This is a genomic window from Actinacidiphila guanduensis, assembly GCF_900103985.1.
GTDB classification, from domain to species: domain Bacteria; phylum Actinomycetota; class Actinomycetes; order Streptomycetales; family Streptomycetaceae; genus Actinacidiphila; species Actinacidiphila guanduensis.
The window spans coordinates 483256-506577 of record NZ_FNIE01000004.1; the positions used below are offsets into that span (position 1 = coordinate 483256).

At 73.4% G+C, this 23322-nt stretch carries 17 protein-coding genes; 5 read left to right on the forward strand and 12 right to left on the reverse strand.

The features are described 5' to 3' along the window. Positions 1–70 precede the first annotated feature (70 nt). Together BLR33_RS11075 and BLR33_RS11080 are read left to right on the forward strand one after the other, a co-directional pair. Positions 71–814, forward strand: coding sequence for an HAD family hydrolase (locus BLR33_RS11075; RefSeq protein WP_093784157.1), 744 nt, complete (start codon positions 71–73; stop codon positions 812–814). Next, complete coding sequence (locus BLR33_RS11080; protein WP_093784158.1) at positions 811–3204, forward strand: glycoside hydrolase family 65 protein; 2394 nt, start codon at positions 811–813, stop codon at positions 3202–3204. The genes BLR33_RS11075 and BLR33_RS11080 overlap by 4 nt, the downstream gene beginning before the upstream one ends. A 175-nt stretch (positions 3205–3379) precedes the next feature. Here BLR33_RS11080 and corA read toward each other — a convergent pair whose 3' ends face one another. Then, the gene (gene corA / locus BLR33_RS11085; RefSeq protein WP_093784314.1) at positions 3380–4363 is read right to left on the reverse strand and encodes a magnesium/cobalt transporter CorA; all 984 of its coding nucleotides are present in this window, start codon (positions 4361–4363) and stop codon (positions 3380–3382) included. A gap of 114 nt (positions 4364–4477) precedes the next feature. On the opposite strand from corA, the gene sthA reads away from it, so the two are divergent. Together sthA and BLR33_RS11095 are read left to right on the forward strand one after the other, a co-directional pair. Next, positions 4478–5881, forward strand: coding sequence for a Si-specific NAD(P)(+) transhydrogenase (sthA, locus tag BLR33_RS11090; protein ID WP_093784159.1), 1404 nt, complete (start codon positions 4478–4480; stop codon positions 5879–5881). Positions 5882–5941: 60 nt separating this feature from the next. Then, complete coding sequence (locus tag BLR33_RS11095) at positions 5942–6409, forward strand: NUDIX domain-containing protein (RefSeq protein WP_093784160.1); 468 nt, start codon at positions 5942–5944, stop codon at positions 6407–6409. Between the two features lie 33 nt (positions 6410–6442). On the opposite strand, the gene BLR33_RS11100 is transcribed toward BLR33_RS11095, so the two are convergent. The 4 genes from BLR33_RS11100 to BLR33_RS11115 all read right to left on the reverse strand — a co-directional run bounded on the left by BLR33_RS11100 (position 6443) and on the right by BLR33_RS11115 (position 10746). Further along, a complete protein-coding gene (locus tag BLR33_RS11100) occupies positions 6443–7864 on the reverse strand; it encodes a transcriptional regulator (RefSeq protein ID WP_093784161.1) in 1422 nt (473 codons plus the stop codon). Positions 7865–8109: 245 nt separating this feature from the next. Next, on the reverse strand, positions 8110–8595 hold the full coding sequence (locus BLR33_RS11105; RefSeq protein ID WP_245771332.1) for an Ig-like domain-containing protein: 486 nt from the start codon (positions 8593–8595) through the stop codon (positions 8110–8112). Between the two features lie 181 nt (positions 8596–8776). Further along, complete coding sequence (locus BLR33_RS11110) at positions 8777–9829, reverse strand: IPT/TIG domain-containing protein (RefSeq protein WP_093784162.1); 1053 nt, start codon at positions 9827–9829, stop codon at positions 8777–8779. Positions 9830–10002: 173 nt separating this feature from the next. Further along, a complete protein-coding gene (locus BLR33_RS11115) occupies positions 10003–10746 on the reverse strand; it encodes an IPT/TIG domain-containing protein (RefSeq protein ID WP_093784163.1) in 744 nt (247 codons plus the stop codon). Positions 10747–11300: 554 nt separating this feature from the next. On the opposite strand from BLR33_RS11115, the gene BLR33_RS11120 reads away from it, so the two are divergent. Next, on the forward strand, positions 11301–11861 hold the full coding sequence (locus tag BLR33_RS11120; protein ID WP_245771333.1) for a flavodoxin domain-containing protein: 561 nt from the start codon (positions 11301–11303) through the stop codon (positions 11859–11861). Positions 11862–11962: 101 nt separating this feature from the next. On the opposite strand, the gene BLR33_RS11125 is transcribed toward BLR33_RS11120, so the two are convergent. The 7 genes from BLR33_RS11125 to BLR33_RS11155 all read right to left on the reverse strand — a co-directional run bounded on the left by BLR33_RS11125 (position 11963) and on the right by BLR33_RS11155 (position 23252). Continuing rightward, positions 11963–13867: a phospholipase C gene (locus tag BLR33_RS11125; protein ID WP_245771334.1), complete on the reverse strand. Its 1905-nt coding sequence runs from the start codon at positions 13865–13867 to the stop codon at positions 11963–11965. Position 13868: 1 nt separating this feature from the next. Further along, positions 13869–17165, reverse strand: coding sequence for a GH92 family glycosyl hydrolase (locus BLR33_RS11130; protein ID WP_093784165.1), 3297 nt, complete (start codon positions 17163–17165; stop codon positions 13869–13871). Between the two features lie 152 nt (positions 17166–17317). Continuing rightward, positions 17318–18415: an aldose epimerase family protein gene (locus tag BLR33_RS11135; RefSeq protein WP_093784317.1), complete on the reverse strand. Its 1098-nt coding sequence runs from the start codon at positions 18413–18415 to the stop codon at positions 17318–17320. 89 nt (positions 18416–18504) lie between these two features. Then, entirely contained in the window at positions 18505–19530 is a 1026-nt protein-coding gene (locus tag BLR33_RS11140; protein ID WP_093784166.1) for a LacI family DNA-binding transcriptional regulator, read from the reverse strand. A gap of 88 nt (positions 19531–19618) precedes the next feature. Next, complete coding sequence (locus BLR33_RS11145) at positions 19619–20620, reverse strand: ABC transporter permease (RefSeq protein ID WP_093784167.1); 1002 nt, start codon at positions 20618–20620, stop codon at positions 19619–19621. Then, positions 20617–21582, reverse strand: a complete 966-nt coding sequence (locus BLR33_RS11150) for an ABC transporter permease (protein ID WP_093784168.1) — start codon at positions 21580–21582, stop codon at positions 20617–20619. The genes BLR33_RS11145 and BLR33_RS11150 overlap by 4 nt, the downstream gene beginning before the upstream one ends. Further along, positions 21579–23252, reverse strand: a complete 1674-nt coding sequence (locus BLR33_RS11155; RefSeq protein WP_093784169.1) for a sugar ABC transporter ATP-binding protein — start codon at positions 23250–23252, stop codon at positions 21579–21581. The genes BLR33_RS11150 and BLR33_RS11155 overlap by 4 nt, the downstream gene beginning before the upstream one ends. Positions 23253–23322 lie beyond the last annotated feature (70 nt).

Genomic DNA, 23322 nt, shown 5'->3' on the forward strand with positions numbered 1-23322 from the left:
GGTTCGGCGACTCGGGGGACTTCGCCGCGGGCGCGCATGGGCGCGGGCCGTTCGGGGCACTAGGTGCGTCATGACGCAGATCGGCCTGCCCGAAGGCGTACGCGCCTGCCTCTTCGACCTCGACGGCGTCCTGACCCCCACCGCGCTGATCCACGCGGCGGCCTGGAAGGAGATGTTCGACGCCTTCCTGCACGACCTGGACGGCGACGGGTACCGCCCCTTCGACGCGACCGCGGACTACGACGCCTACGTCGACGGCCGGCCGCGCGCCGACGGGGTGCGCACCTTCCTAGCCTCGCGGGACATCGAGCTGCCCGAGGGCGAGGAGGACGACCCGCCGACCGCCCGGACCGTGCACGGCCTGGGCAACCGCAAGAACGACCTGGTGCTGGCGAAGATCCGCGAGGAGGGCGTCAAGCCCTACCCCGGCTCGGTCCGCTACCTGGAGGCGGTCCGGGCCGCGGGACTGCGCACCGCCGTGGTCTCCTCCAGCGCGAACTGCCGCGACGTGGTGGCCTCGGCGGGCATCGAGCAGATGCTGGACGTGCGGGTGGACGGCCTGGTCGCCAAGGAGCGCGGCCTGCGCGGCAAGCCCAAACCGGACACCTTCCTCGCCGCGGCCCAGGAGCTGGGGGTGGCCCCGGGCGAGGCCGCCGTCTTCGAGGACGCCCTGGTCGGCATGGACGCCGGGCGCGAGGGCCACTTCGGGTACGTCGTGGGCGTGGACCGGGTCGGTCAGGCCGAGGAGCTGCACCGGCACGGCGCCGACACCGTGGTGAAGGACCTGGCCGACCTGATCGGAGCGCGCGCGTGATCACCGACCCGGCCTACGAGGTGGCCCCCTGGTCGCTGCGCGAGTCCGAGCTGAACATGGACCTGCTGCCGCAGAGCGAGTCGGTCTTCGCGCTGTCCAACGGGCACATCGGCTGGCGCGGCAACCTCGACGAGGGCGAGCCCAACGGCCTGCCCGGCTCCTACCTCAACGGCGTGCACGAGCTGCACCCGCTGCCGTACGCCGAGGCCGGCTACGGATACCCGGAGTCGGGCCAGACGGTCATCAACGTCACCAACGGCAAGCTGATCCGGCTGCTGGTGGACGACGAGCCCTTCGACCTGCGCTACGGCACGATCCGCTCGCACACCCGCGAGCTGGACATGCGGGCGGGCGTACTGCGCCGCGCGTGCGTGTGGGTCTCGCCGGCCGGCCGGGTGGTACGGGTGCGCTCCACCCGCATGGTCTCCTTCCAACAGCGCGCGGTCGCGGCGATCTCCTACGAGGTGGAGCCGCTGGACGAGCAGGTGCGCGTCGTCGTGCAGTCGGAGCTGGCGGCCAACGAGGAGCTGCCCCGGGCGACCGGCGACCCGCGTGTGGCGGCCGCCCTGGAGTCGCCGCTGCGCGCCGAGGAGCACTTCGCCGGCGGCACCCGGCTCGGCCTGATCCACTCCACCACCCGCAGCGGCCTGCGGGTCGCGGCCGCCGCCGACCACCGCGTGGACGGGCCGCGCGCGACCACGCAGATCTCCTCGGAGTCCGGGGACGACGTGAGCCGGCTGACGGTCACCTCGGTGCTGGACAAGGGCGAGCGGCTGCGGCTGGAGAAGTTCGTGGCCTACGGCTGGTCGGCCGCGCGGTCGCTGCCCGCGCTGCGCGACCAGGCCGACGCCGCCCTGGTCGGCGCCCGCGACACCGGCTGGAAGGGGCTGCTGGACCAGCAGCGCGCCTACCTGGACAGGTTCTGGCAGCGCTCGGACGTCGAGGTGGACGGCGACACCGAGATCCAGCAGGCGGTGCGCTTCGCGCTCTTCCACGTGCTGCAGACCGCGGCCCGCGCCGAGGAGCGGGCCATCCCCGCCAAGGGGCTGACCGGCTCGGGGTACGACGGGCACACCTTCTGGGACGCCGAGACGGTGGTGCTGCCGCTGCTGACGTTCACCTCGCCCCGGGCGGCCGCCGAGGTGCTGCGCTGGCGGCACAACATGCTGCCGGTGGCGCGCGAGCGGGCCCGCCAGCTGGGCCTGGAGGGCGCCACGTTCCCGTGGCGGACCATCAACGGCGACGAGGCGTCCAGCTACTGGCCGGCCGGTACCGCCGCCTTCCACATCAACGCCGACATCGCCGACGCCGCCGTCCGCTACGTGGCGGCCACCGGCGACGAGGTCTTCGAGGCCGAAACCGGGCTGGAACTGCTGGTGGAGACCGCCCGGCTGTGGCGCTCGCTCGGCCACCACGACCACGCGGGCGCCTTCCACATCGACGGGGTGACCGGCCCCGACGAGTACAGCGCGGTCAGCGACGACAACGTCTACACCAACCTGATGGCGCAGGCGAACCTGGTGGCGGCCGCCGACGCCGCCGAGCGCCACCCGCGGCACGCCGGCAAGCTCGGCGTCAGCGACGAGGAGACCGCGGCCTGGCGGGACGCGGCGGCCGCGATGACGGTGCCCTACGACGACGCGCTCGGCGTGCACGAGCAGTCCGCCGGCTACACCCGCCATCAGCGCTGGGACTTCGACGCCACCGACGTCGACCACTACCCGCTGATGCTGCACTACCCGTACTTCGACCTGTACCGCAAGCAGGTCGTCAAGCAGGCCGACCTGGTGCTGGCGATGTACCTGCGCGGCGACGCCTTCACCCCGGAGCAGAAGGCCCGCAACTTCGCCTACTACGAGCCGCTGACCGTGCGCGACTCCTCGCTGTCGGCCTACTGCCAGTCGGTGATCGCCGCCGAGGTGGGGCACCTGCAGCTGGCGTACGACTACCTCGGCGAGTCGGCGATGATGGACCTGGAGGACCTGGAGAACAACGCGCGCGACGGGCTGCACATCGCCGCGCTCGCCGGGACCTGGACGGCGCTGGTGGCGGGGCTCGGCGGCATGCGCCTGTTCGACCGCGACTCGATCCGCTTCGCGCCCCGGCTGCCGGAGGCGCTGAGCCGGATCGCCTTCCGGCTGATGTTCCGCGGCCGGCTGCTGCTGGTGGAGGTCCGGCACGGCTCGGCGACGTACACCCTCGCCGAGGGCGAGCCGCTGGAGGTGCTGCACTACGAGGAGCCGTTCGTGCTGAGCGCGGACCACCCGGTGGTGCGCGACGTGCCGGAAGTGCCGCACTCCGGCCAGGCGGAGCAGCCGCCCGGACGGGCACCGCGGCGCCGGGCTGCGCCGCCGGCGACCGTGCGGGTCGGAGGCCACCGGGCGGGCTGAGGAGACCGCGCCCGGCAGAGCCACGAGGACGGCACCGGCGGCCGCGCCCGCTCCCGGGCAGGCGCGGCGGCCGGTGCCGGTACCGGAGCCCCGCCACGAGCCCATCGCGAGCCCGGTCACGGACAGGACCACATGTCCGGACACGCACCCGCCCCCACTCCCGGCCGCGCGCGGCTCACAGCCAGCCGCGCCGCTTGAAGAGGCGGTAGAGCACCAGCACGCTGGCGGCCATCAGCGCGATCGCCGCCGGGTAGCCCCACACCTGGCGCAGCTCGGGCATGTGCTGGAAGTTCATGCCGTAGATCCCGGCGATCATGGTGGGCACCGCGGCCATGGCCGCCCAGGCGGAGATCTTGCGCATGTCGTCGTTCTGCCGCACCCCGACCTGGGTCAGGTGCGCGGCCAGGATGTCGGAGACCAGTCGGTCCAGGGCGTCGCAGGCGTCGCCGACCCGGCTGAGGTGGTCGGCGACGTCGCGGAAGAACGGGCGGGTGCGGCGGTCGACGTAAGGGACGGCGCCGGCCGCCAGCCGCTCCATCGGGGCGGACAGGGGGTGGGTGGCCCGGCGGAACTCCAGCACCTGGCGCTTGAAGGCGTAGATGACCGCGGCGGTGCCGGACGAGCCGCCGCCGCTGGGGTCGAACACCTTCTCCTCCAACTCCTCAAGGTCCAACTGGAGTTCGCCGGCGATGTCCAGGTACTCGTCGACGACCGCGTCGCACAGCGCGTAGAGCACGGCGACCGGCCCGTGCCGCAGCACCTCCGGGCGCTGCTCCATCAGCTCGCGCACGGCGGCCGCGGTGTTCGCCTCGCCGTGCCGGACGGTGACGACGTAGGAGTTGCCGACGAAGACCATCAGCTCGCTGGCGGTCACGCTGCCGGCCGCGTCGTCGTAGCGCAGCGGCTTGACGACGGCGAACAGCGACTCGTGGTAGACCTCCAGCTTGGGCCGCTGGTGGGCCTTGAGCGCGTCCTCGACGGCCAGGGGGTGCAGCGCGAACTCCTCGGTCAGGTGGTCGAACTCCTCCTTGGTGGGCTCGTACAGCCCGACCCACACGAAGGCGTCGCCGGCCGCGCGCACCTCCGCCAGGGCATCCGACAGGTCGGCCGGCGTCCGGGTCCGGCGGCCCGCCTCGTACACCGCGCAGTCGACGATCACGTGCACATCCCTTCCTCGGTGCCGCGTTGCGCTATCGGGAGGTACTCCCAACGCCGCAGCGCGCCTCCCGGACCGCCTTCCCGCCGGGCGGCCGCGGATGACACACTTCCTCGCGTGCGCGACTACGACATACTGGTCATCGGTTCGGGCCCGGGCGGGCAGAAAGCCGCGATCGCGGCGGCGAAGCTGGGCAGGCGGGCGGCGGTCGTGGACCGTGCCGACAGCCTGGGCGGGGTCTCCCTGCACACCGGCACCATCCCTTCGAAGACGCTGCGCGAGGCGGTGCTCTACCTCACGGGCATCAACCAGCGCGACATGTACGGGCAGAGCTACCGGCTCAAGGACGACATCACCATCGGGGACCTGACCTCGCGCACCGAGCACGTGGTGGGCCGCGAGGTCGACGTGATCCGCAGCCAGCTCTCCCGCAACCGGGTCGCCCACCTGCCGGGCACCGGCCGGTTCCTGGACGAGCACACCGTGGCCGTGCGCGACGCGAGCGGGCAGGACCGGGCGGTCACCGCCGACTTCGTGGTGATCGCCACCGGCACCCGGCCGGCCCGCCCGGCGAGCGTGGAGTTCGACGACCGCACCGTGCTGGACTCCGACAGCGTGCTGCGGATGGAGCGGGTGCCGCGCTCGATGGTGATCGTGGGCGCCGGGGTGATCGGCATGGAGTACGCCTCGATGTTCGCCGCGCTCGGCAGCAAGGTGACGGTGGTCGAGCAGCGCGAGGGCATGCTGGGCTTCTGCGACGCCGAGGTCGTGGAGGCGCTCCGCTACCACCTGCGGGACCTCGCGGTCACCTTCCGCTTCGGCGAGACCGTGGCGGCCGTCGAACGCCACGAGCGGGGCACGCTGACGGTCCTGGCGAGCGGCAAGAAGATCGCGGCGGACGCGGTGATGTACTCCGCCGGACGGCAGGGCCTCACCGAGGGGCTGGACCTGGAGAAGGCCGGCCTGAGCGCGGACGGGCGGGGCCGGATCGCGGTGGACGCCGACTACCGCACGGCGGTGCCGCACATCTACGCCGTCGGCGACGTGATCGGCTTCCCCGCCCTCGCGGCGACCTCGATGGAGCAGGGCCGCACCGCGGCCTACCACGCCTTCGGCGAGCCGGTGCACGGGCTGCAGGACCTCCAGCCGATCGGCATCTACACCATCCCCGAGATCAGCTTCGTCGGCCGCACCGAGGACGAGCTGACCGACGCCCTGGTCCCCTTCGAGGTGGGCGTCTCGCGCTACCGGGAGCTGGCCCGCGGCCAGATCATCGGCGACGCGCACGGCATGCTGAAGCTGCTGGTCTCCCCCGGCGACCGCAAGCTGCTGGGCGTGCACTGCTTCGGCACCGGCGCCACCGAGCTGATCCACATCGGCCACGCGGTGATGGGCTGCGGCGGCACCGTGGACTACCTGGTGGACGCCGTCTTCAACTACCCGACGCTCGCCGAGTCCTACAAGGTGGCTGCGCTCGACGTCACCAACAAGATCCGCCAGATCGACCGCCTCGGCGACTGATCCCCCTCCCTCGGCGCGGCCCGGCGCCCGCATCCGGCGGCCGGCGGGCACACTGGGGGCGTGGTGGCCAAGCGCAGTGCCGGGATCGTGCCGTTCCGCCGGGCGGACGGCGGGGGCGTCGATGTGCTGCTCGGGCACATGGGCGGGCCGTTCTGGGCTCGCAAGGACGCCGGGGCGTGGACGGTGGTCAAGGGCGAGTGCGAGCCGGGCGAGGACGAACTGGATGCGGCCCGGCGGGAGTTCACCGAGGAGCTGGGCCTGCCGCTGCCCGCCGGGCCGCTGCTGCCGCTGGGCGAGGTGAAGCAGTCGGGCGGGAAGACCGTCGTCGCGTGGGCGGTCGAGGGCGATCTCGACCCGGCGCGGGCGGTCTTCGGCACCTTCAGCATGGAGTGGCCGCGCGGCTCGGGCGTGCTGCGCGAGTTCCCGGAGCTGGACCGCGCGGCCTGGCTGCCGCTCGCCGAGGCCCGCGAGAAGGTGGTCGCCGCCCAGCGCGCCCTGCTCGACCGCCTGCCCGTGGCGGACGCGTGAACCCCTGCCGCCGGCAGACTTCCCGACCGCCCGTCAGGCACCTGGCACCGGTCCTGCGGGGCGGGCGAGGACGGAGCGGCCGGCGGCGTCGTGCAGCCGGTCCTCGAAGTCCCGCACGGCGGGCACACCGGGGAAGTCCCGCAGCCGGGCCCGGAAGGCGTTGAGGTGCGCGGTGGCGAGCGCCGAGCGCAGCCGGAACAGCAGGGCCACCGCCTGCCGGGCCGTCGCGCAGCCCCGCTCCACCTCCCCCGTCTGCACCTGCGCGGTCGCGAGCAGCAACAGGTTCACCGCCCGGCGCCTCGGCCGGTGCTCCGGGGTCCCGGCCAGCGCCTCCTCGGCGCGGCGTGCGGCGGATCCCGGCTGGCGCAGGTCCAGGTGGCAGTGGGCCAGCTCGCCGGCGAGGCGAGCGCGGTCGAAGTGGGCGATCCAGTGCGGGGGCTCGCCGGAGCCGGGCCGGGCCAGGGCCTCGACGGCCCGACCTGCGGCCTGATTGCAGGCGCGGGCGTCGCCGAGCAGCGCGTGGCCGCGCGCCTCGGCGGCGTGCAGGCACGCCTGCAGCTGCGGTCCGATGCGGCCCCTGGCGCCCTCCTGGGCGGCCCGGGCGAGCTGGGCGACTTCCCGCGGGTGCCCGAGGGCGGCCGCGAGGTGGCTCATCCCGGCGGCCAGCACGTAGCCGCCGTAGCCGCGGTCGTGGGCCGCCTGGGAGAGCCGCAGCGCCTGGATGTAGTGGCGCTGGGCGAGGCCGGGCCGCCCGCAGTCGTAGGCCGTGTAGCCGGCCAGCTCGGTCAGCCGGGCCGCCGCGGCGTACAGCTGGCGGCCGACGGCGCCGTCGTAGCCGCCCTTGAGCAGTTCGGTGACGGTGCCCGCGAGGTACTGCACGGCGAGTGGGCGGACATGGCCGCCGCCGAACCGGTGGTCCAGGTCGGCGATGTGGCGGGTGGCGGCGTCGACCAGCTCGACGTCGGCGGCGTCCACGGGCGGGGCGCCGATGTGCGCCGGGTCGGGGTCGCGCGCGGCGATCAGCCAGTCGCGGCTGGGCCCGAGCAGCGCGGCCACCGACAACCGGGTGCCGTTCTGCGCGGTGCGGCCCTCGGCGTCGCCGCGCCACAGCTCGATCGCCCGCTCGCGCGCCTCGGCCGGGGTCGGCGCGAACAGCAGGCCGGTCTCGGACACCTCCGGGCCGCGACCCCGGGCCATCCCGATGTCCTGGACGGACACCTCGCGCCCCAGCTCCCGGCTGAGGACGGCGGCGATGACGAGCGGGGCGGTGCCGCGCGGCTGCTGGCCGCGCAGCCAGCGGGTCACGGAGGTCTTGTCGTAGCGCAGGTCGAGGCCGCGCTCGGCGCCGTCCCTGTTGACCAGGCGGGCCAGCCCGACGTTCGAGCAGCCCGCCTCCTCGATGAGGGCCCGCAGCCGCTCGTTGGGCGGGCGGGCGGCAGCGCGTCGGGCAGCCATCTCGGCGATCCCCCTCCTCGGTCTCGCGTGCCGGGCGAGACCGGAAAGAATATGCGCCGTGCACGTGTGCTGCCCACCGGTTCGGCCCGCCATTCGGCCGAAAGGGGCCGCGCGGCAAATATGGCCGAAAAGGGCCGTCACCTGTTCCGGTGGCGGGGGTGGCCGAAAAGGGCGGCCCCTCTTCGGAGTGAGGCCCGGAAAATCCGGTGTGGAATTCCGGGCCCCGGCCGAAACGGACCGGCGCGCTAATGGATGATGACGACGTTGTGGATGTCGCCGGTGGTGAAGCCGACGAGGCTGCCGCACACCAGCAGGCAGAATCCGCCCGACGGCGGGGTGGGCGGTGTCGGGGCCGAGGAGACGGTCACGTCGGTCTCGTCGTTGGAGGCGCCGCAGTTGTCATTGCCGTTGTAGGCGGCGGTGATGGTGTGGGTGCCGGTGGTGGCGAAGGACGCGGCGTACTGCGCCTGGCCGGAAGCGTCGACCGGCACGGTGTCGAGGATGTCCCCGCCGTCGAAGAACGTCACGCCCAGGCCCCCGGTGGGGTCCTCGGAGCAGGTGACGTCCGCGGTCAGGGTCACCGTCTGTCCGACGGTCGCCGACGAGGGGTTCGCCTGGACGGTGGTCGTGGACGGCACCGCCGCGAGCGCGGACGAGGCGAACGTGACCACTGCGGCGACCGCCGCCACGGGCGCCAGTTTCCAGGCGCGGAACTCCAGCCACTGCTTCACGGGATCGACTCCTTGATCCAGAATCCGACACGGATGGTCACCGAATGTGTGACAACGGTCACCATACGGTTCCGTGTGCGGACTTTCCGGTCGGCCGCGGAGCGTTCAACTCCGGTGGCCCATCGACTCGTCCGGATGGCCGGGCCGCCCGCGCACGGGCCCGCTCCCCGGATTCGCGGCCTCAGATCGCGGGCGGCGCCAGCCGGGTGTAGGTGAGCGAGCCGCTGCTGCCGCCGAGGGAGGTGACATGGACCGCCACGGCTCCGGCCGGCCCCGCGGGGGCCAGGGCGGCGACGGTGGTGTCGGACAGGACGGTGAAGGCCGCCGGCACGGCGCCGAAGAGCACCGCGGTGGTCGTGGTCAGCCCGCTGCCGGTCAGGGTGACCCCGGCCCCGGAGTCGGTGGGCCCCTGGTTCGGGGTCAGGGCGGTCAGCACGGGTGCGGGCACGTAGGTGTAGACGACGGCGTTCCCGGTGCCACCGGGGGTGGTGACGGTGACGGGCACCGAGCCGGTGCCGGCCGGGGTGGTCGCGGTGATCTGCGTACTGGAGTTCACCGTGAACGAGGCCGCGGGTGTCGCCCCGAAGGTGACGGCCGTGGCGCCGGTCAGGCCGCCGCCGGTGAGCGTGACGGTGGTGCCGCCCGCGGCCGGACCGAGGGTCGGCGTGATGGCGGCGAGCGCCGGGGCGCTCACGTAGTAGAAGAAGACCGGGCCGCTGGTGCCGCCCGCGGTCGTGACGGTCACGGCGACCGCGCCGGTGCCGGCCGGGGTCGTGGCGGTGATCTGCGTACTGGAGTTCACCGTGAACGAGGCGGCGGGGTTGGTGCCGAAGGTGACGGCGGTGGCGCCGCTCAGCCCGGTGCCCGCCAGCGTGACCACGGTGCCGCCGGAGGCCGGCCCCTGGTTGGGCGAGACGGCGGTCAGCACGGGCAGGGCTGCGTAGGTGTAGGGCAGGCCGTTGCTGAGGCCGCCCGGGGTCCGCACGGTGACGGTGACGGTCCCGCTGCCCGGCGGGGCCGTGGCGGTGATCAGCGACGCGGAGTTGACCGTGTAGGTCAGCGCGGGGTTGGCGCCGAAGGTCACGGAGGTGGCGCCGGTGAGGCTGCTGCCGTTCAGGGCGACGGAGGTGCCGCCCGCCGCGGGCCCGCCGCTGGGGACGAGCGAGGTGAGGGCCGGTGCGGCGGCCGCAGCCGACGGGCGTACGGCGCCCGCCGCGAGGTCGGTGTGTTCCACGGGTGACTCCAAACGTGCGAGATGGTGCGGGTGCTCCGGCGGCGGGCGGGCGCGGCCGGGGCGGGACTCCCGGCCCGGGGGTGCCGGGCCGGGAGCCGTGGGGTCGCGCCGCCCGCCGGGGTCGCCATGCCGCACCCCGGCGGGCGGCGCCTGTCCGGCGCTGGGGCCGGGTGTCAGATGCCGGGTCCGGCGACGTAGGTGAAGCCGTCGGTGGCGGTGGCGGTGCCGGCGCCGTTGGTCACGGTCACGTCGACCGCGCCGGCCGTGCCGGGCGGGGTGACCGCCGACACCGCGGTGTCGGAGATCACTGTGAAGGGCGCCGGGTTGCCGTCGAAGGCGACCTGGTCGGTGCTGGTCAGGCCGGTGCCGGTGATGGTCACCGCGGTGCCGCCGGAGGTGGAACCCTCTGCGGGGGCGACGGTGGTGATCGTCGGCGCTTCGATGTAGGTGTACGACAGCCCGTTGTTGGTGCCGCCGGCCGTGGTCACGCTGACCCCGACCGAGCCGGCGGTGCCGGCGGGCGCCGCCACGGTGATCACACTGTCCGAGACGACCGTGGGCGTCGCCGAGTTGGCGCCGAAGGCGACGCTGGTGGCCGTGGACAGCCCGGTGCCGGTGATGGTGACGGTCCCGCCGCCGGCCGTCGACCCGGTGGTGGGGCTGAGCGACTGCTTGAACGGCGCGCCAACATAGAAGAAGGGGATCGGGTTGCTGGTCCCGCCGGGGGTGGTCACGGTGACGCCGACCGAGCCGTTGCCGGACGGGGAGACGGCGGTGACCTGGGTGGGCGAGACATTGGTGACCGAGGTCGCCAGGCGGGTACCGAAGTGGACCGCCGTGGTGCCGCTGAGGTTGGTCCCGGTGATGGTGACGAGCGTTCCGCCGCCGCTGGAACCCTGGTTGGGGCTGATGGGCATGGAATCCTCCTCGCTCGGAATGCGGTACATTCCCGAGCGGCACTCGAAGTGATGGGACTGGAGTGACCCCGGAGCAGGTGTGGACCGGTTTTCCGTTCCGTGTGACCGGATGTGGCCGAACATGGCCGGACGTGGCCGGAGAGAGAAGCGCGTGCCCTGCGAGCGGTGCCGGCCGCTTGCGGTGCAGGTGGTTCCCCTGCGGAATGGCGGCTTTCCCGGCGTCCCGGAAAAGCGGCCGGTTCGCGCCTGCCGAGGACGGTTGTCCGCTGATGCGGATAAGAGAATTAATCCATTGGGGTGATTAACAGCGCAAGGTGCGCGAACCATAGTCAGCCGTATGGGTGAGCGCCTTGGGGGGTGCGTTTTCGGGCATGCGCACAACGTCGGCATTTTTATTACTGCCTTGTCGTGCCAATGGGGCGGGGCGGCACTGCCGGTTCTCCTGCGCAGGGCGGGGACCTTCGGCCCCGCGCCGGGGTCCGCTCGGCCCTCACCCCCGCGCACGGCCACCTGCACGGTGGAGGGAAGCGATGTCCCGGCACCCGGAGGCTGCCGTGCGAGAGCAACAGGACGAGAGCGGCCGGACGGTGGAGCAGGAGCCCGGACCCCACGTGCCGACCGTGCTCGTCGCCTACGCCTCGAAGAACCGCGGCACCGCGCAGATGGCGCACTGGATCGGCGACACGATCGCCGCCGAGGGGCTGGGGGCCGAGGTGCGCGCCGCCGCGGCGGTCACCGACGTGCACGGGTACGACGCGGTCGTGCTCGGCTCGGGCCTGCACGAGGGCCGCTGGCTGCGCGACACGGTACGGTTCGCCCGGCGCAACCGCAGGGAGCTGCTGCGGATGCCGGTGTGGCTGTTCAGCAGCGGCCCGCTGGACGACTCGGCGAGCACGCACGAGGTTCCGCCGGTGCCGGAGGCGACCCGGGTGGCCGACCGGGTGGACGCCCGCGCCAACACGACCTTCGGCGGCCGCCTGAGGGAGGGGACGCGGGGGTTCCTGGCCCGGATGCTCGTCCGCAGCGGCCGGGCCGGCGACTTCCGCGACCGCGAACAGGTCCGCACCTGGGCGCTGGCCATCGCCCACGAGGTCGCCGCCCGCTCCGCGGGCTGAGCCGAAAAGGTCCACGCGCAAGGGGATTCGGCAGAAGCCGCGGAAAAGACAGCCGTGGGCCGGTTGCTGCGCGCAACCGGCCCACGGAGGCGGGCGTGGGGTCAGGCGCCGCGGCGGCGCAGGCGGCGGGTGTACACGTAGCCGCCGCCGGCTGCCGCGAGCACGGCCACCAGGGCCGCGCTGCCGCCGCCGACCTCGGCCGCGGTCAGGCCGGTGCCGCCGTGCGCGGGGGACGGACCGGCGAGCGCCGTGGCCTTGCCGGCGGGGGTGCCGCCCGGTGCCGCCGCGGTGAGGTGCCCCGCGGTGCCGGGCGCCGCGGCGACGGCGGCGGCGGCGGAAGCGCGGCCTGGTGCCACAGCCACCTGCGGGGTGAGCGCGACCGAGCCGTTCGACGCGAGCAGCACCTCGCGCTGCTGCGGATGCGCGAAGTCGAACATCCCGGCCAGCGAGCCCGCGGTCGCGTCGAAGGAGGAGTCGCCGATCCGGCCGGTCCCCCAGTTGTCCTCGATGAAGCGCAGCACGGACGTCTGCGTGGTTCGGGTGTGGTCCACGTAGTTGCGCCTGCTGTAGGGCGAGACGACCAGCAGCGGCAGGCGCGGGCCGGGCCCGCAGCGGTCGAGATAGCCGCCGGCCGCCGCCGGGCCGTTGACGCAGCGGGCGGTGTCGCCGCCGGACGCGGTGTCGGTCGAGCCGTTGCCCACCGGGGCCGCCACCTGGTCGTACCAGCCGTCGGAGTCGTCGTAGGCGACGACCACGGCGGTGCTCGACCACTGCGGCGACTTCTCGATCGCATTGATCCTGCTGGTCAGGAAGTTCTGCTCGTCCAGCGGGTCGGAGTAGCCGGCGTGGCCGTCCTGGTACTCGCCGGCCTTGAGGAAGGACACCGCCGGGAGGTCGCCCGCGGCCAGCGCCTTGTCGAAGTCGGTGAGGTCGTACTGGTGGTTGGCCTGGTCCTGGTGGCCGATCATCGCGGTGGACGTCGGCGGCAGGTGGTGCGGGTTGGCCGTGGACTTGTAGTACTGGAACGGCTCGTGGTGCGGGGAGTAGTCCACCGACGAGGCGCCGCCGACGTTGGCGTGGGTGGCGCCGCACACCGCGGTGCCGCCGGGCGAGGAGGTCGGCGCGAAGCCGCCCTGGAACCAGCCCCAGGTGACGCCCCTGGCGTTGAGCAGGTCGCCGATGGTGCGGCCCTGCACGGCGGTGACCAGGCTGCTCGCGGTGTGGTTGTTGTCCGAGCAGTCGTCGTAGGCGGGGTCGGAGTCGCCGTAGACGGTGCCCACACCTGTCGTCGGGTCGGGGCTGCGCACGGTGGCGGAGGCGCCGGGGGCGACCTGCTTGCCGGTGGCGGGGTCCACGGAGATGCCGCCGTGGGTCTGCCCGGAGACCAGGTTCAGGGCGCCGGGCGTGGAGGGCCCGAAGACGTCGCCGAAGCTGTTGTCGCTCATGGCGTAGTTCTGGGCATAGTTCCAGAGCGCGGTGACGGTGTTGCCGTCGAAGTAGTCCATCGTCAGACCCGGGCTGCCGTACAGGCCGCTGCAGGTGTCGCTGCTGGTGTGCTGGACGAACTGGTCCATGGCGCCGTTGTCGAACGCCTGCTGCTCGGGGCCGTAGGAGTGGTTCTGGTCGCAGGTCAGGGCCTCGGCGGGGCCGAGCCGCCGGGGCTGGTACTGGTTCGGGTTGTGCACCAGCAGCTTGGAGCCGTCGCTGAGCAGGTTCACCGGGGCGGGGGTGCCGGCGGCCGCGGTGAAGCGGGTGCCGTCGGTGTTGGCGGCCTCGGGGTAGGTGCCGAAGTAGTGGTCGTAGGACACGTTCTCGTCGAAGAGGACGACGACGTGCTTGATCGGGGTGGCGGTCGCGGGCTCCGCGGCCGAGGCGGTGCTCGCGGGCCCCACCGCGGTGGCGGCGGCGGCCGTCAGCACGATCGCGGCGAGTGGGACGGCCAGCCGCCGGGCCGGGCGCCGGGAGCGGGCTGCGGAACGCATGGTGGTCTCCATCGTGTCGGCCATGTCAGGACACCTTCACGGTGCCGGCGGTGGTCTTGTCGCTGGTCCCGTCGGAGATCCGCACGGTCACACGGTAGCTCCCGGGGCGGGCGTAGCGGTGGGTGCCGAAGGCCGAGTAGTGGCCGGTGTCGTCCAGGGCGAGCACGGTCGCGGCGGAGGCGCGGTGGTCGCCCCAGTCCACGTGGACGGTGTAGCCGGCGGGGGTGGTGGCCGCGCCGCCGGCCAGGTCGGCGACGTCGGCGGCGAAGGATGTGCCGCTGGTGGCGGGCACGGCGTCCGTCGCGGTCAGGGCGCTCGCCGCGGCCGGGGCAGTGCCGATCGCGAAGATGTGCATGATGCCCTGGTTGGTGACCTTGGGCAGGGTGATGCTCGCGATGGCCTTCCAGCTGTCGAGCTGCTCGGGCGCGGTGCCGTAGATGGCGGCGGTGGTGTTGTCCTGGCTGCCGTTGGCGTTGTTGCGGTGGGCGGTGGTCAGCACCGCGGTGTTCGTGCCCGAGGGGAGGGTGGGCGTGGTCCAGTCGTTGAGGTTCACCGGCACGACCTGGTGGGTGCCGTCGGTGTAGTCCACCGAGGCGGTGCCGGCCGCGGGGCCGTTGGTGGCGGCGCCGAGGAAGGAGACGGCGCTCGCGCGCTGCCCGTGCATGTCGATGACCTGGCCGTGCGGCACCCAGTTGTCGGGGGCGCCCGGCGCGGTCTCGGGCCAGGTGTAGGTGATCGGGGTGCCGGGCAGCGCGACGCTCGCGCCGGGCTGCGGCAGCAGGCCGGTCTGGTAGGTGTTGCTGGAGGCGTCGAAGCTGCCGGTGGCGCCCTCGCCGGCCGGGGTGGCGCCGATGTTGTTGTAGGCGTCGGTGCCGGTGGTGAAGGACGGCGGGGCGTCCTCCGGTCCGGTGCCCCAACTGCCGGGCGCGGCGGCCATGGTGAAGTCCACGGTGCCGCCGTGCTGCGCGAAGGACTCCGGCAGCCAGGTGGCGCTGGTGGCACGGCCGTTCACCCGCATGCCGGTGACGTACAGGTCCTTGTCGCTCTGCCGGGGCGCGCTCAGGGTGTAAGTGCGGCCGCCGCCCGAGCTGGTGATCTTCACCGAGCGGAACGCCGGGCCGGAGACAGCGAGTTCGGAGCGGCCGTAGACGGCCGGGAAGAGGCCGATGGAGGACCAGACGTACCAGGCGGACAGGGCGCCGAGGTCGTCGTTGCCGTAGAGCCCGTCGGGGGCGTTGGAGGTCCACAGGGCGTCGCGGATCTCCTGGTTGACCTCCGCGGTGCGGTCCGGGCGGCCGATCCAGTCGTAGAGTTCGGGGTCCTGGGAGTCGATCTCGTTGGACATGTAGGCGTAGGTGCTGTTGGAGCCGGGGTTGACGCTGCCGGGCCCGCCGGGGGCGAAGTTGGCGAACAGGGCGTCGAGTTGGGCCTCGGCCTGGGCGGTGCCGCCCTTCTTGGCGACCAGGCCCGCGATGTCCTGCGGCACCATCCAGCCGTACTGGGCGCCACTCGCCTCGGCGAACTGGCCGGTGTTGACGGTGAGGTCGACGCCCCGGTCGAAGCCGTTCTTGTTGCGCGGGGTGAGCGCGTTCTTGCCCGGATCGAAGAGGTTCTGCCAGCTCTGGGCGCGCTGCATGAAGGTGGCGTACGCCGCCGAGTCACCCTGGCTGCGGGCGAGTTGGGCGATGCCGAAGTCGTCGACCGCGTACTCCAGGCTGGTGGAGGTGGGCCACTGGATGCCGGCGGTGTCGGGCTCGAAGCCGAGGGCGGCGTACTGGTAGAAGCCGGCCCGGTGGTTGGCGGCGGGCACACCGCCGGCGGGGGCGCCCGGCGCTTCGTTGGGCACGAGCGTCTGGGCGGTCTTCAGGGCGGCCAGCGCGCCGGCCCGGTCGTAGTCGGTGGCGCCGAACGCGTCCATGCTGGCCAGCACGGAGTCCAGCGAGTCGCCGTCCATCTTGTTCTGGCCGGCGTCGAGCATCGGCCAGTTGTAGACGCCGACCTGCGTGGCCATGTCGGTGATCGACTGGTTCATGTCGGAGGCGCGGTCCGGGAAGAGCAGCGCGATCAGCTGCGCCTCGTCGCGGTAGACGTCCCAGCCGGAGTAGGTGGTGTACTCGTGGTGGCCGGGGCGCACGGTGTGCGTCTTCTTGTCGTAGCCGGTGTACTCGCCGTTGACGTCGTCGAAGACGTTCGGGTGCAGCAGCGCGTGGTAGAGCGCGGTGTAGAAGGTGGTCAGCTGCTCCTCGCGGGCGGCCTCGGTGGGCTTGGAGCTGGTGACCGCGACCCGGCGCAGGGTGTCGCGCCAGGTGTCGTGGGCGGCGTCGCGCAGGGCGTCGAAGCTCTTCTTCGGGCCGGCCTCCGCGGCAAGGTTCTGCGCGGCGTCGGCCGTGGAGACGTAGGACAGGCCGATCCGCGCGGTGACCTTCGAGCCGGGGGCGAAGCCGACGAAGGCGCCGGTGCCGTTGGCCGCGGTGGAGGCCGCCGAGACGTCGGTGGCCGGGCCGAGGTCGGCGACCGGGCTCATCGTGCTGTCCTGCCAGGTGCCGGCCGAGGTGAACGGCTGGTCGAACACGGCGTGGAAGTACGCGGTGTAGGTGTAGGCCGGGCCCTGCTTGCAGGTGGCCTGGACGGTGGTGCTGCCCTCGATGACATCGTTGCCGAGGATGCGCACGGTCGAGTCGGAACTGCCGTTCAGCGAACCGGCGGTGTCGAAGAGGAGGGTGCCGGAGGCGGCGTCCGCGGGGAAGGTGAAGCGGCCGTCGGCGGTGCGGGTGGTCGCCGTCAGTTCGCTCGTGATGCCGTCGGCGAGCGTCACCCGGTAGGAGCCGGGGCTCGCGCTCTCCTGGTCGTGGGAGAAGCCGGCGTAGTAGGGCTTGATGTCGGCGGCCGGGTCGCTCGGCAGCACCCCGCCGGCCAGCTGCCCGGAGTACGGGAAGACCGGGAAGTCCTCGGCGCCGTTGTGGGTGGCGCAGCCGGTGCCGGAGACGCGGTTGAGCGAGAAGCCGCGGATCTGGTCGGCGTCGTACTCGTAGCCGCCCTGGTTGGTCTGCCCGCCGCCCTTGGTGTTGTACGTGTTCGGGTTGAAGTTCACCATCCCGAACGGGGTGGTGGCGCCGGGGCTCGTGTCGCCGTAGGCGCTCTCCGTGGTGTTGGCCGACGCGCGGTCCTGGGTGCCGATGAAGACGTCGACGTCGGAGGTCGGGTCGCCCGGCGGGGCGGCCTGCGCGGGCGAGGCGGTCAGGCCGCCGGCCAGGAGCGCGGCCAGGACCAGACCGCCCGCTCCGGCCCGCCACGGTCGCCGCCTGGTGGGGACGCTGAGCATGCGTGCCCTTCCTCTCTCGTACGGTACGGCGCTCGAACACGCCTGTCCTGGCCGTGGATCCTCCGCATCCGATCCCGCCGGGGCAACGGTGCGGTGAACGGCGGGGGCCCAGGTGCCGACACCGGTGGCAAGGCTGGGCAATGCGCCGCCGGTCAGTCGTCCTTGAGGTGCGGGAAGCGGAACTCGGTGCGGCTGCGGTACTCCTGGCCGGGCCGCAGCACCGTGCTCGGGTACTGCGGCCGGTTCGGGGCGTCGGGGAAGTGCTGGGTCTCCAGGCAGACCGCGCCGTGCCGTTCGAAGGGCTTGCCGTCGGGCCCGGCGAGCGAGCCGTCCAGCGCGTTGCCGGTGTAGACCTGGATGCCCGGTTCGGTGGTCCACACCTCCATCCGGCGGCCCGCGGCCGGGTCGGCCAGCCGGGCGGCCCGGCGCAGCCCGCCCACCGCCCGCCGCGGGGCAGGGTCGAGCACCCAGCAGTGGTCGTAGCCGCCGGCGTCGGCCAACTGGCCGTCGTCCGCGGTGATCCGCTCGCCGATCGGGTGCGGCTCGCGGAAGTCGAAGGGGGTGCCTGCGGTCGGGACGGGCGGGCCGAGCGGAATGGCCTCGGCGGTCACCGGCAGGTAGGCGCCGGAGTCCAGCGCCAGGGTGTGGCCGAGGACGTCGCCGCTGCCGGCCCCCGCGAGGTTGAAGTAGGCGTGGTTGGTGAGGTTGACGACCGTGGCGCGGTCGGCGCGGGCCCGGTACTCCAGCGCCAGCGTGCCCTCGGCGTCCAGGGTGTAGGTGACGCGGGCGTCCAGCGCGCCGGGGAAGCCCATCTCGCCGTCCGGGCTGTGCAACTCCAGCCGCAGCGCGGCCAGTTCGGGGCCCGCCTCCGGGTCGGCCGCGGCCTGCCACACCCGGCGGTGGAATCCCTCGGGCCCGCCGTGCAGGGCGTGGCCGCGATCCGTCGCGGGGACCTGGTGGGGGTGCCCGTCGAGGGTGAAGCGGCCGTGCGCCAGGCGGTTGGCGTAGCGGCCGACGAGGGCGCCGAGGAAGGGCTGGCCGGGGGCGGCGTAGGCGGCCAGGGTGGGCAGGCCGAGCACGATGTCGGCGCTGCGCCCGGCCGGGTCGGGCACCCGCAGGCTGTGCAGCACCCCGCCGAAGGTGAGCACGTCCGCGGTGACGCCGGTACCGGAGTCCAGGCGCCAGCGGTGCACCGGTCTGCCGCCGGGGGCGGTGCCGAACGGTGTTCCGGTCAGGGTGGCGCGGGGCATCGACATCGTCGTCCTCGGTCGCAGGAGGGATGCGGGCGGGTGCGGGGGCGCCTGGCCGGTACCGGCCGGGGGCCGGCAGGGGCGGCCGGTCAGGCTCTTCGGATCGCGGTGGACTCGCGCACGATCAGCCGGTAGCCGGGGCTGATCCGGCGCGGTGCGAGTTCGCCCTCCTCCGCCCGCGCGGCGATCCGCTCGACCAGGCAGTCCACCGCCATGTGCGCCAGCGCGGTCTTGTCGGGGGCGACCGTGCTGAGCGAGACCGCCCCGTAGCGGCCCTCCTCGATGTCGTCGAAGCCGACGACGGCGATGTCCTCCGGGACCCGCAGGCCGCGTTCGACCAGGGTGCGCATGGCGCCCAGCGCGATCAGGTCGTTGTAGGCGAAGACGGCGTCGGGGCGCTTGTCGCGGTCGAGCAGCAGCGCCATGGCGGCGGCCCCGTCGGCCCGGTCGTAGCCCTCGGTGGCCACCACCATGGACTCGTCGGGCACCAGGCCGGCCGCAACGATCGCCTCGCGCCAGCCGCGCAGCCGCAGGTGGGCGGGCTGGCGGGCGCTCTCGCGGCGGGCGCCGAGGAAGGCCACCCGGCGCCGCCCGAGGTCGAGCAGGTGGCGCACCGCGATCCGGGCGGCGCCCACGTTGTCGATCATGATGTGGTCGTAGGGCGCGTCGTACTCGCGCTCGCCGAGCAGCACCATCGGCGGGCCCTCGGGGCGGGCCAGCAGGTCCTCCTGTTCCAGCCGGATGGGGCTGAGGATCAGCCCGTCGATGACGTGCGAGCGGAAGCCCTGGGAGACCAGCACCTCCTTCTCCCGCAGGCCCGCGGTGTGGTCGAGCAGGACCGTCAGCTCGTGCCGGGCGGCCGCGTCGATGACCGCGCCCGCCACCTCCGCGAAGTAGGGGTTGCCCAGTTCGGGGATGGCGAGCGTGATCAGGCCGGTGCGGCCCTTGCGCAGGTGCCGGGCGGTCAGGTTCGGCCGGTAGCCCAGCTCGTCGATGGCCCGCTGGACCCGCTCGCGGGTGCGCGGGGTGACGTGCGGGTAGTCGTTGACGACGTTGGAGACGGTCTTGACCGACACGCCGGCGCGCAGCGCGACATCCTTCAGGCTGACGCCCACGGCATTCCTTTCTCAGGGGGCCGGAGGGTGGCTCCGGCCGGGTGCTGGGCGGCCGTGCGGGCGCGCCAGGTCCGGCGACGGGAACTGCTCACTCCAGCTGCTGGGTCCGGCTGAGCAGGGTCTGCATGAGGACTACCACAGCGAGGAAGCCGCCGTTCACGGTGTCGGTGAAGGCGGAGCCGTACTGGGAGAAGTAGTGGTCGATGAGGTTGTGGATGACGGCGAGCAGCAGCACGCCGCTGACGGTGCCGCTGACCGAGCCGCTGCCGCCGGTGAGCAGGGTGCCGCCGATGACGACCGAGGCGATGGCGGTCAGTTCGTAGCCGACGCCGATGGTCGTGACGCCCGAGCCGAGGCGGGCGCCGCCCAGGGCGCCGGCGGCCGCGGCCAGGGTGCCGGAGAGCAGGTAGACCAGCACCTTGGCGCGGGCGACGGGCAGGCCGAGCAGCACGGCCGCGTTCTCGTTGCCGCCCATGGCGGTCAGGGTGGCGCCGAAGCGGGTGCGGGTGAGCAGCAGCGCCCCGAGCGCGAACAGGGCGGCCACGATCAGCACGGGCGTCCAGGTGCCTGCCCCCAGCGAGCGGAAGTGCGAGTGCCGGGGCACCAGGTAGGTGGTGGCGCCCTCGTCGGTGACGGCCTGGAGCAGCCCGCGCAGGCCGAGCAGGCCGACCAGGGTGACGATGAAGGGCGCCATCCGCGCCTTGGCGACCAGCAGGCCCTGCACGGTGCCCCAGGCGGCGCCGACCGCCAGCGGCAGCAGGATCGCGAGCCATGTGCCGTGGGTGGCGCCGTAGGCGCCGAGGACGCCGCCGAGCGCGTACATCGAGCCGACGGACAGGTCGATGCCGCCGGTGATGATGACGAAGGTCATGCCGAGCGCGAGCACCCACACGAAGGCGTTGTTGCCGAGGATGCTGCTGATGTTGGACCAGGTCGGGAAGGTGGAGGAGGTCGCCGAGGCGATGACGACGACCAGCACGAGCACGGCCAGCGCGCCGCGCCGCTGGATCTGCGGGGCGATCCGCTCGCCGAGGGTGGCGCGCGCGGTGCCGGTCGCGGCGCCCGCGGTCGTCACGGCGGTGGAGGTCATCGGGTACCACGCTCCTGGGAGGCGTACACGGCGAAGCAGATGATGGCCGCCTCGACGATCTGGGTGTACGAGGTGTGCACGTTGTGCTGGGTGAGCACCGCGGTGATCAGCTGCATGAACAGCGCGCCGGCCACCGTGCCGAGCACGCGGACCCGGCCGCCGGACAGCGGGGTGCCGCCGACGACGACCGCGGTGATCGCGTCGAGTTCCATGTTGAGGCCCTGGTTGGCCGGGTCGGCCTCGGCGCCGTGGCCGACGATGAGCACGCCGGCCAGCGCCGCCAGCACGCCGGAGATCATGTAGACGGTCATCAGCACCCGGCGCACCGGCAGTCCGGACAGCCGGCTGGCCTGGCGGTTGTCGCCGACGGCCACCAGGTGCCGGCCGAAGGTCGTACGGCGCACCAGCAGGCCGGTGAGCAGCGCGCACGCGGCGGCGATCCAGGCCATCTCGGGCAGGCTCGCAATGTTGCGCGAGCCGAGGTCGAGGATGCCGGACTGGGTCACCGGCTTGGCGGAGTTGCCGTTGATGATCTCCGCCAGGCCGCGCACGCCGATCATCAGCGACAAGGTGGCCACGATCGGCTGGATGCGGGCGAAGGCGACCATGGCGCCGCCGATCGCGCCGGAGGCCGCGCCGAGCAGCAGGGCGGCCGCGATCACGCCGCCGAGCCCGTACCCGGCGTAGAGCGGCACCACCGAGGCGGCCAGCGCGATGACGGCGCCCACCGACAGGTCGATGCCCTCGGTGCCGATGACCAGGGCCATGCCGAGGGCGACGAGCAGGGTGGGGGCGACCTGGAAGAGCTGGACGCGGATGTTGCTCATCTCGACGAACGAGGTGTCCAGCCCGACGGCCACCAGGAAGAGCACGACCAGGGCGGCGTACACGCCGTACTCCTGGAGCATGCGCAGCAGCCGGGCCCGGTCGGCGACGGGTCCTGACCAGGTGAGCGAGGTCATCGCTGGTTCTCCTTGACGGGTGCGGGCCCCTGCGGCCCTGCGGGATCGGTTGCTCCGGCGGCCTGCTGCGCCGGGCCGGGTTCCGCAGAAGAGTCCCCCACTGTTCCTGCGGCCGGCTCCTCGGCCGGGTCCTCGGGGGCCGTGGCCAGCGCGTCGAGCAGGCCCTCCTCGGTGACGTCCTCTCCGGCCAGGTGGCCGACGACGCTGCCGTCCTTGAGGATCACCACCCGGTCCGAGCCCTCGATCAGCTCCTCCAGGTCGGAGGAGATGAGCAGCACGCCCAGGCCCTCGCCGGCGAGTTCGTCGATGAGGGCCTGCACCTCGGCCTTGGCGCCGACGTCGATGCCGCGGGTCGGCTCGTCCAGCAGCAGCACCTTGGGATTCAGGCACAGCCAGCGGGCGAGCAGCACCTTCTGCTGGTTGCCGCCCGAGAGGTCGGAGACCTTCTGGTCCGGCCCGGACGCCTTGATCCGCAGCCGGTCCATGAAGAACCGCACCACCTCGTCCTGCTTGGCCTGCGAGACCAGGCCGGCCCGCGACAGGCGCGGCAGCGCGGCCAGCGAGATGTTCTCGCGGACCGACAGGTTGGGGATGATGCCCTCGATCTTGCGGTCCTCCGGCAGCATCACCACGCCGGCCCGGATCGCGGCGGCCGGGCTGCGCCGGTGCAGGGGCCGCCCCTCGACCTCGACCTCGCCCTCCTCGGTGGCGAGCGCGCCGACGATCGCCTTGGCGGTCTCGCTGCGGCCCGCGCCCAGCAGCCCGCCGAGGCCGACGACCTCGCCGGGGTGGACGTCGAGCGAGACGCCGTGCAGCCGGTGGCGGACTGTCAGCCCCGTCGCGCGCAGGGCGGGCCGGCCCTCCTGCCGGTTGTGCCGGTCGGCGTCGAAGGCGGTGGTGCCCTTCTCGCGCACGGTCGCCATCTCGCGGCCGAGCATCAGCGACACCAGCCGCAGCCGCTGCAGTTCGGCGATCGGCCCGGTGTGCACCACGGCGCCGTCGCGCATCACCGTGACCCGGTCGCAGATCGCGTAGAGCTCGTCGAGCCGGTGGCTGACGTAGACCACGGCGATGCCCTGCTCCTTCAGGGAGCGGATCACCGAGAAGAGCGTCTCCACCTCGCGCGGTTCCAGCGAGGAGGTCGGCTCGTCCATGATGACCACGCGGGCGTCGACCTGCACCGCGCGGGCCAGCGCCACCATCTGCTGGGCGCCCAGGCCCAGGCTGCGCAGCGGGCGGGTGACATCGACGTGCACGCCGTAGCGGCCGAGCACCTCGGTGGCCTGCCGGTTCATCCGGGCGACGTCGACCAGGCCGAAGCGGCGCGGCTCGCGGCCGAGATGGAGGTTGCGGGCCACCGACATCAGGGGGACGAGGTTGACCTCCTGGTAGATGGTGGAGATCCCGGCCGCCTGGGCCTCCAGGGGGTTGCGGAAGTCGCGGGCCCGGCCCGCCAGTCGCACGGTGCCGGCGTCCGGCCGGTAGACCCCGGTCATCACCTTGATCAGGGTGGACTTGCCCGCGCCGTTCTCGCCGATGAGCGCGTGCACCTCGGCGGGGCGCAGCGCGAAGTGCACGTCGCGCAGCGCGTGCACGCCCGCGAAGCTCTTGTTCACCCCGGCGACCTCCAGTACGGGGTCGCCCGCGGGCTCGGGGTCCTGCTGGACCACGTCTGCCTCCTCCTACGGGACCGCCCGGGCGGGCAGGCCCGCGGCGGCCGGTGCGGCGGGCCCGGCGGCC

Coding starts and splice junctions, on each gene's coding strand:
- BLR33_RS11075 (WP_093784157.1), top strand. CDS start 71: ATGACGCAGATCGGCCTGCCCGAAGGCGTACGCGCCTGCCTCTTCGAC.
- BLR33_RS11100 (WP_093784161.1), bottom strand. CDS start 7,864: ATGGCTGCCCGACGCGCTGCCGCCCGCCCGCCCAACGAGCGGCTGCGG.
- BLR33_RS11115 (WP_093784163.1), bottom strand. CDS start 10,746: ATGCCCATCAGCCCCAACCAGGGTTCCAGCGGCGGCGGAACGCTCGTC.
- BLR33_RS11125 (WP_245771334.1), bottom strand. CDS start 13,867: ATGGCCGACACGATGGAGACCACCATGCGTTCCGCAGCCCGCTCCCGG.
- BLR33_RS11130 (WP_093784165.1), bottom strand. CDS start 17,165: ATGCTCAGCGTCCCCACCAGGCGGCGACCGTGGCGGGCCGGAGCGGGC.
- BLR33_RS11135 (WP_093784317.1), bottom strand. CDS start 18,415: ATGCCCCGCGCCACCCTGACCGGAACACCGTTCGGCACCGCCCCCGGC.
- BLR33_RS11145 (WP_093784167.1), bottom strand. CDS start 20,620: ATGACCTCCACCGCCGTGACGACCGCGGGCGCCGCGACCGGCACCGCG.
- BLR33_RS11150 (WP_093784168.1), bottom strand. CDS start 21,582: ATGACCTCGCTCACCTGGTCAGGACCCGTCGCCGACCGGGCCCGGCTG.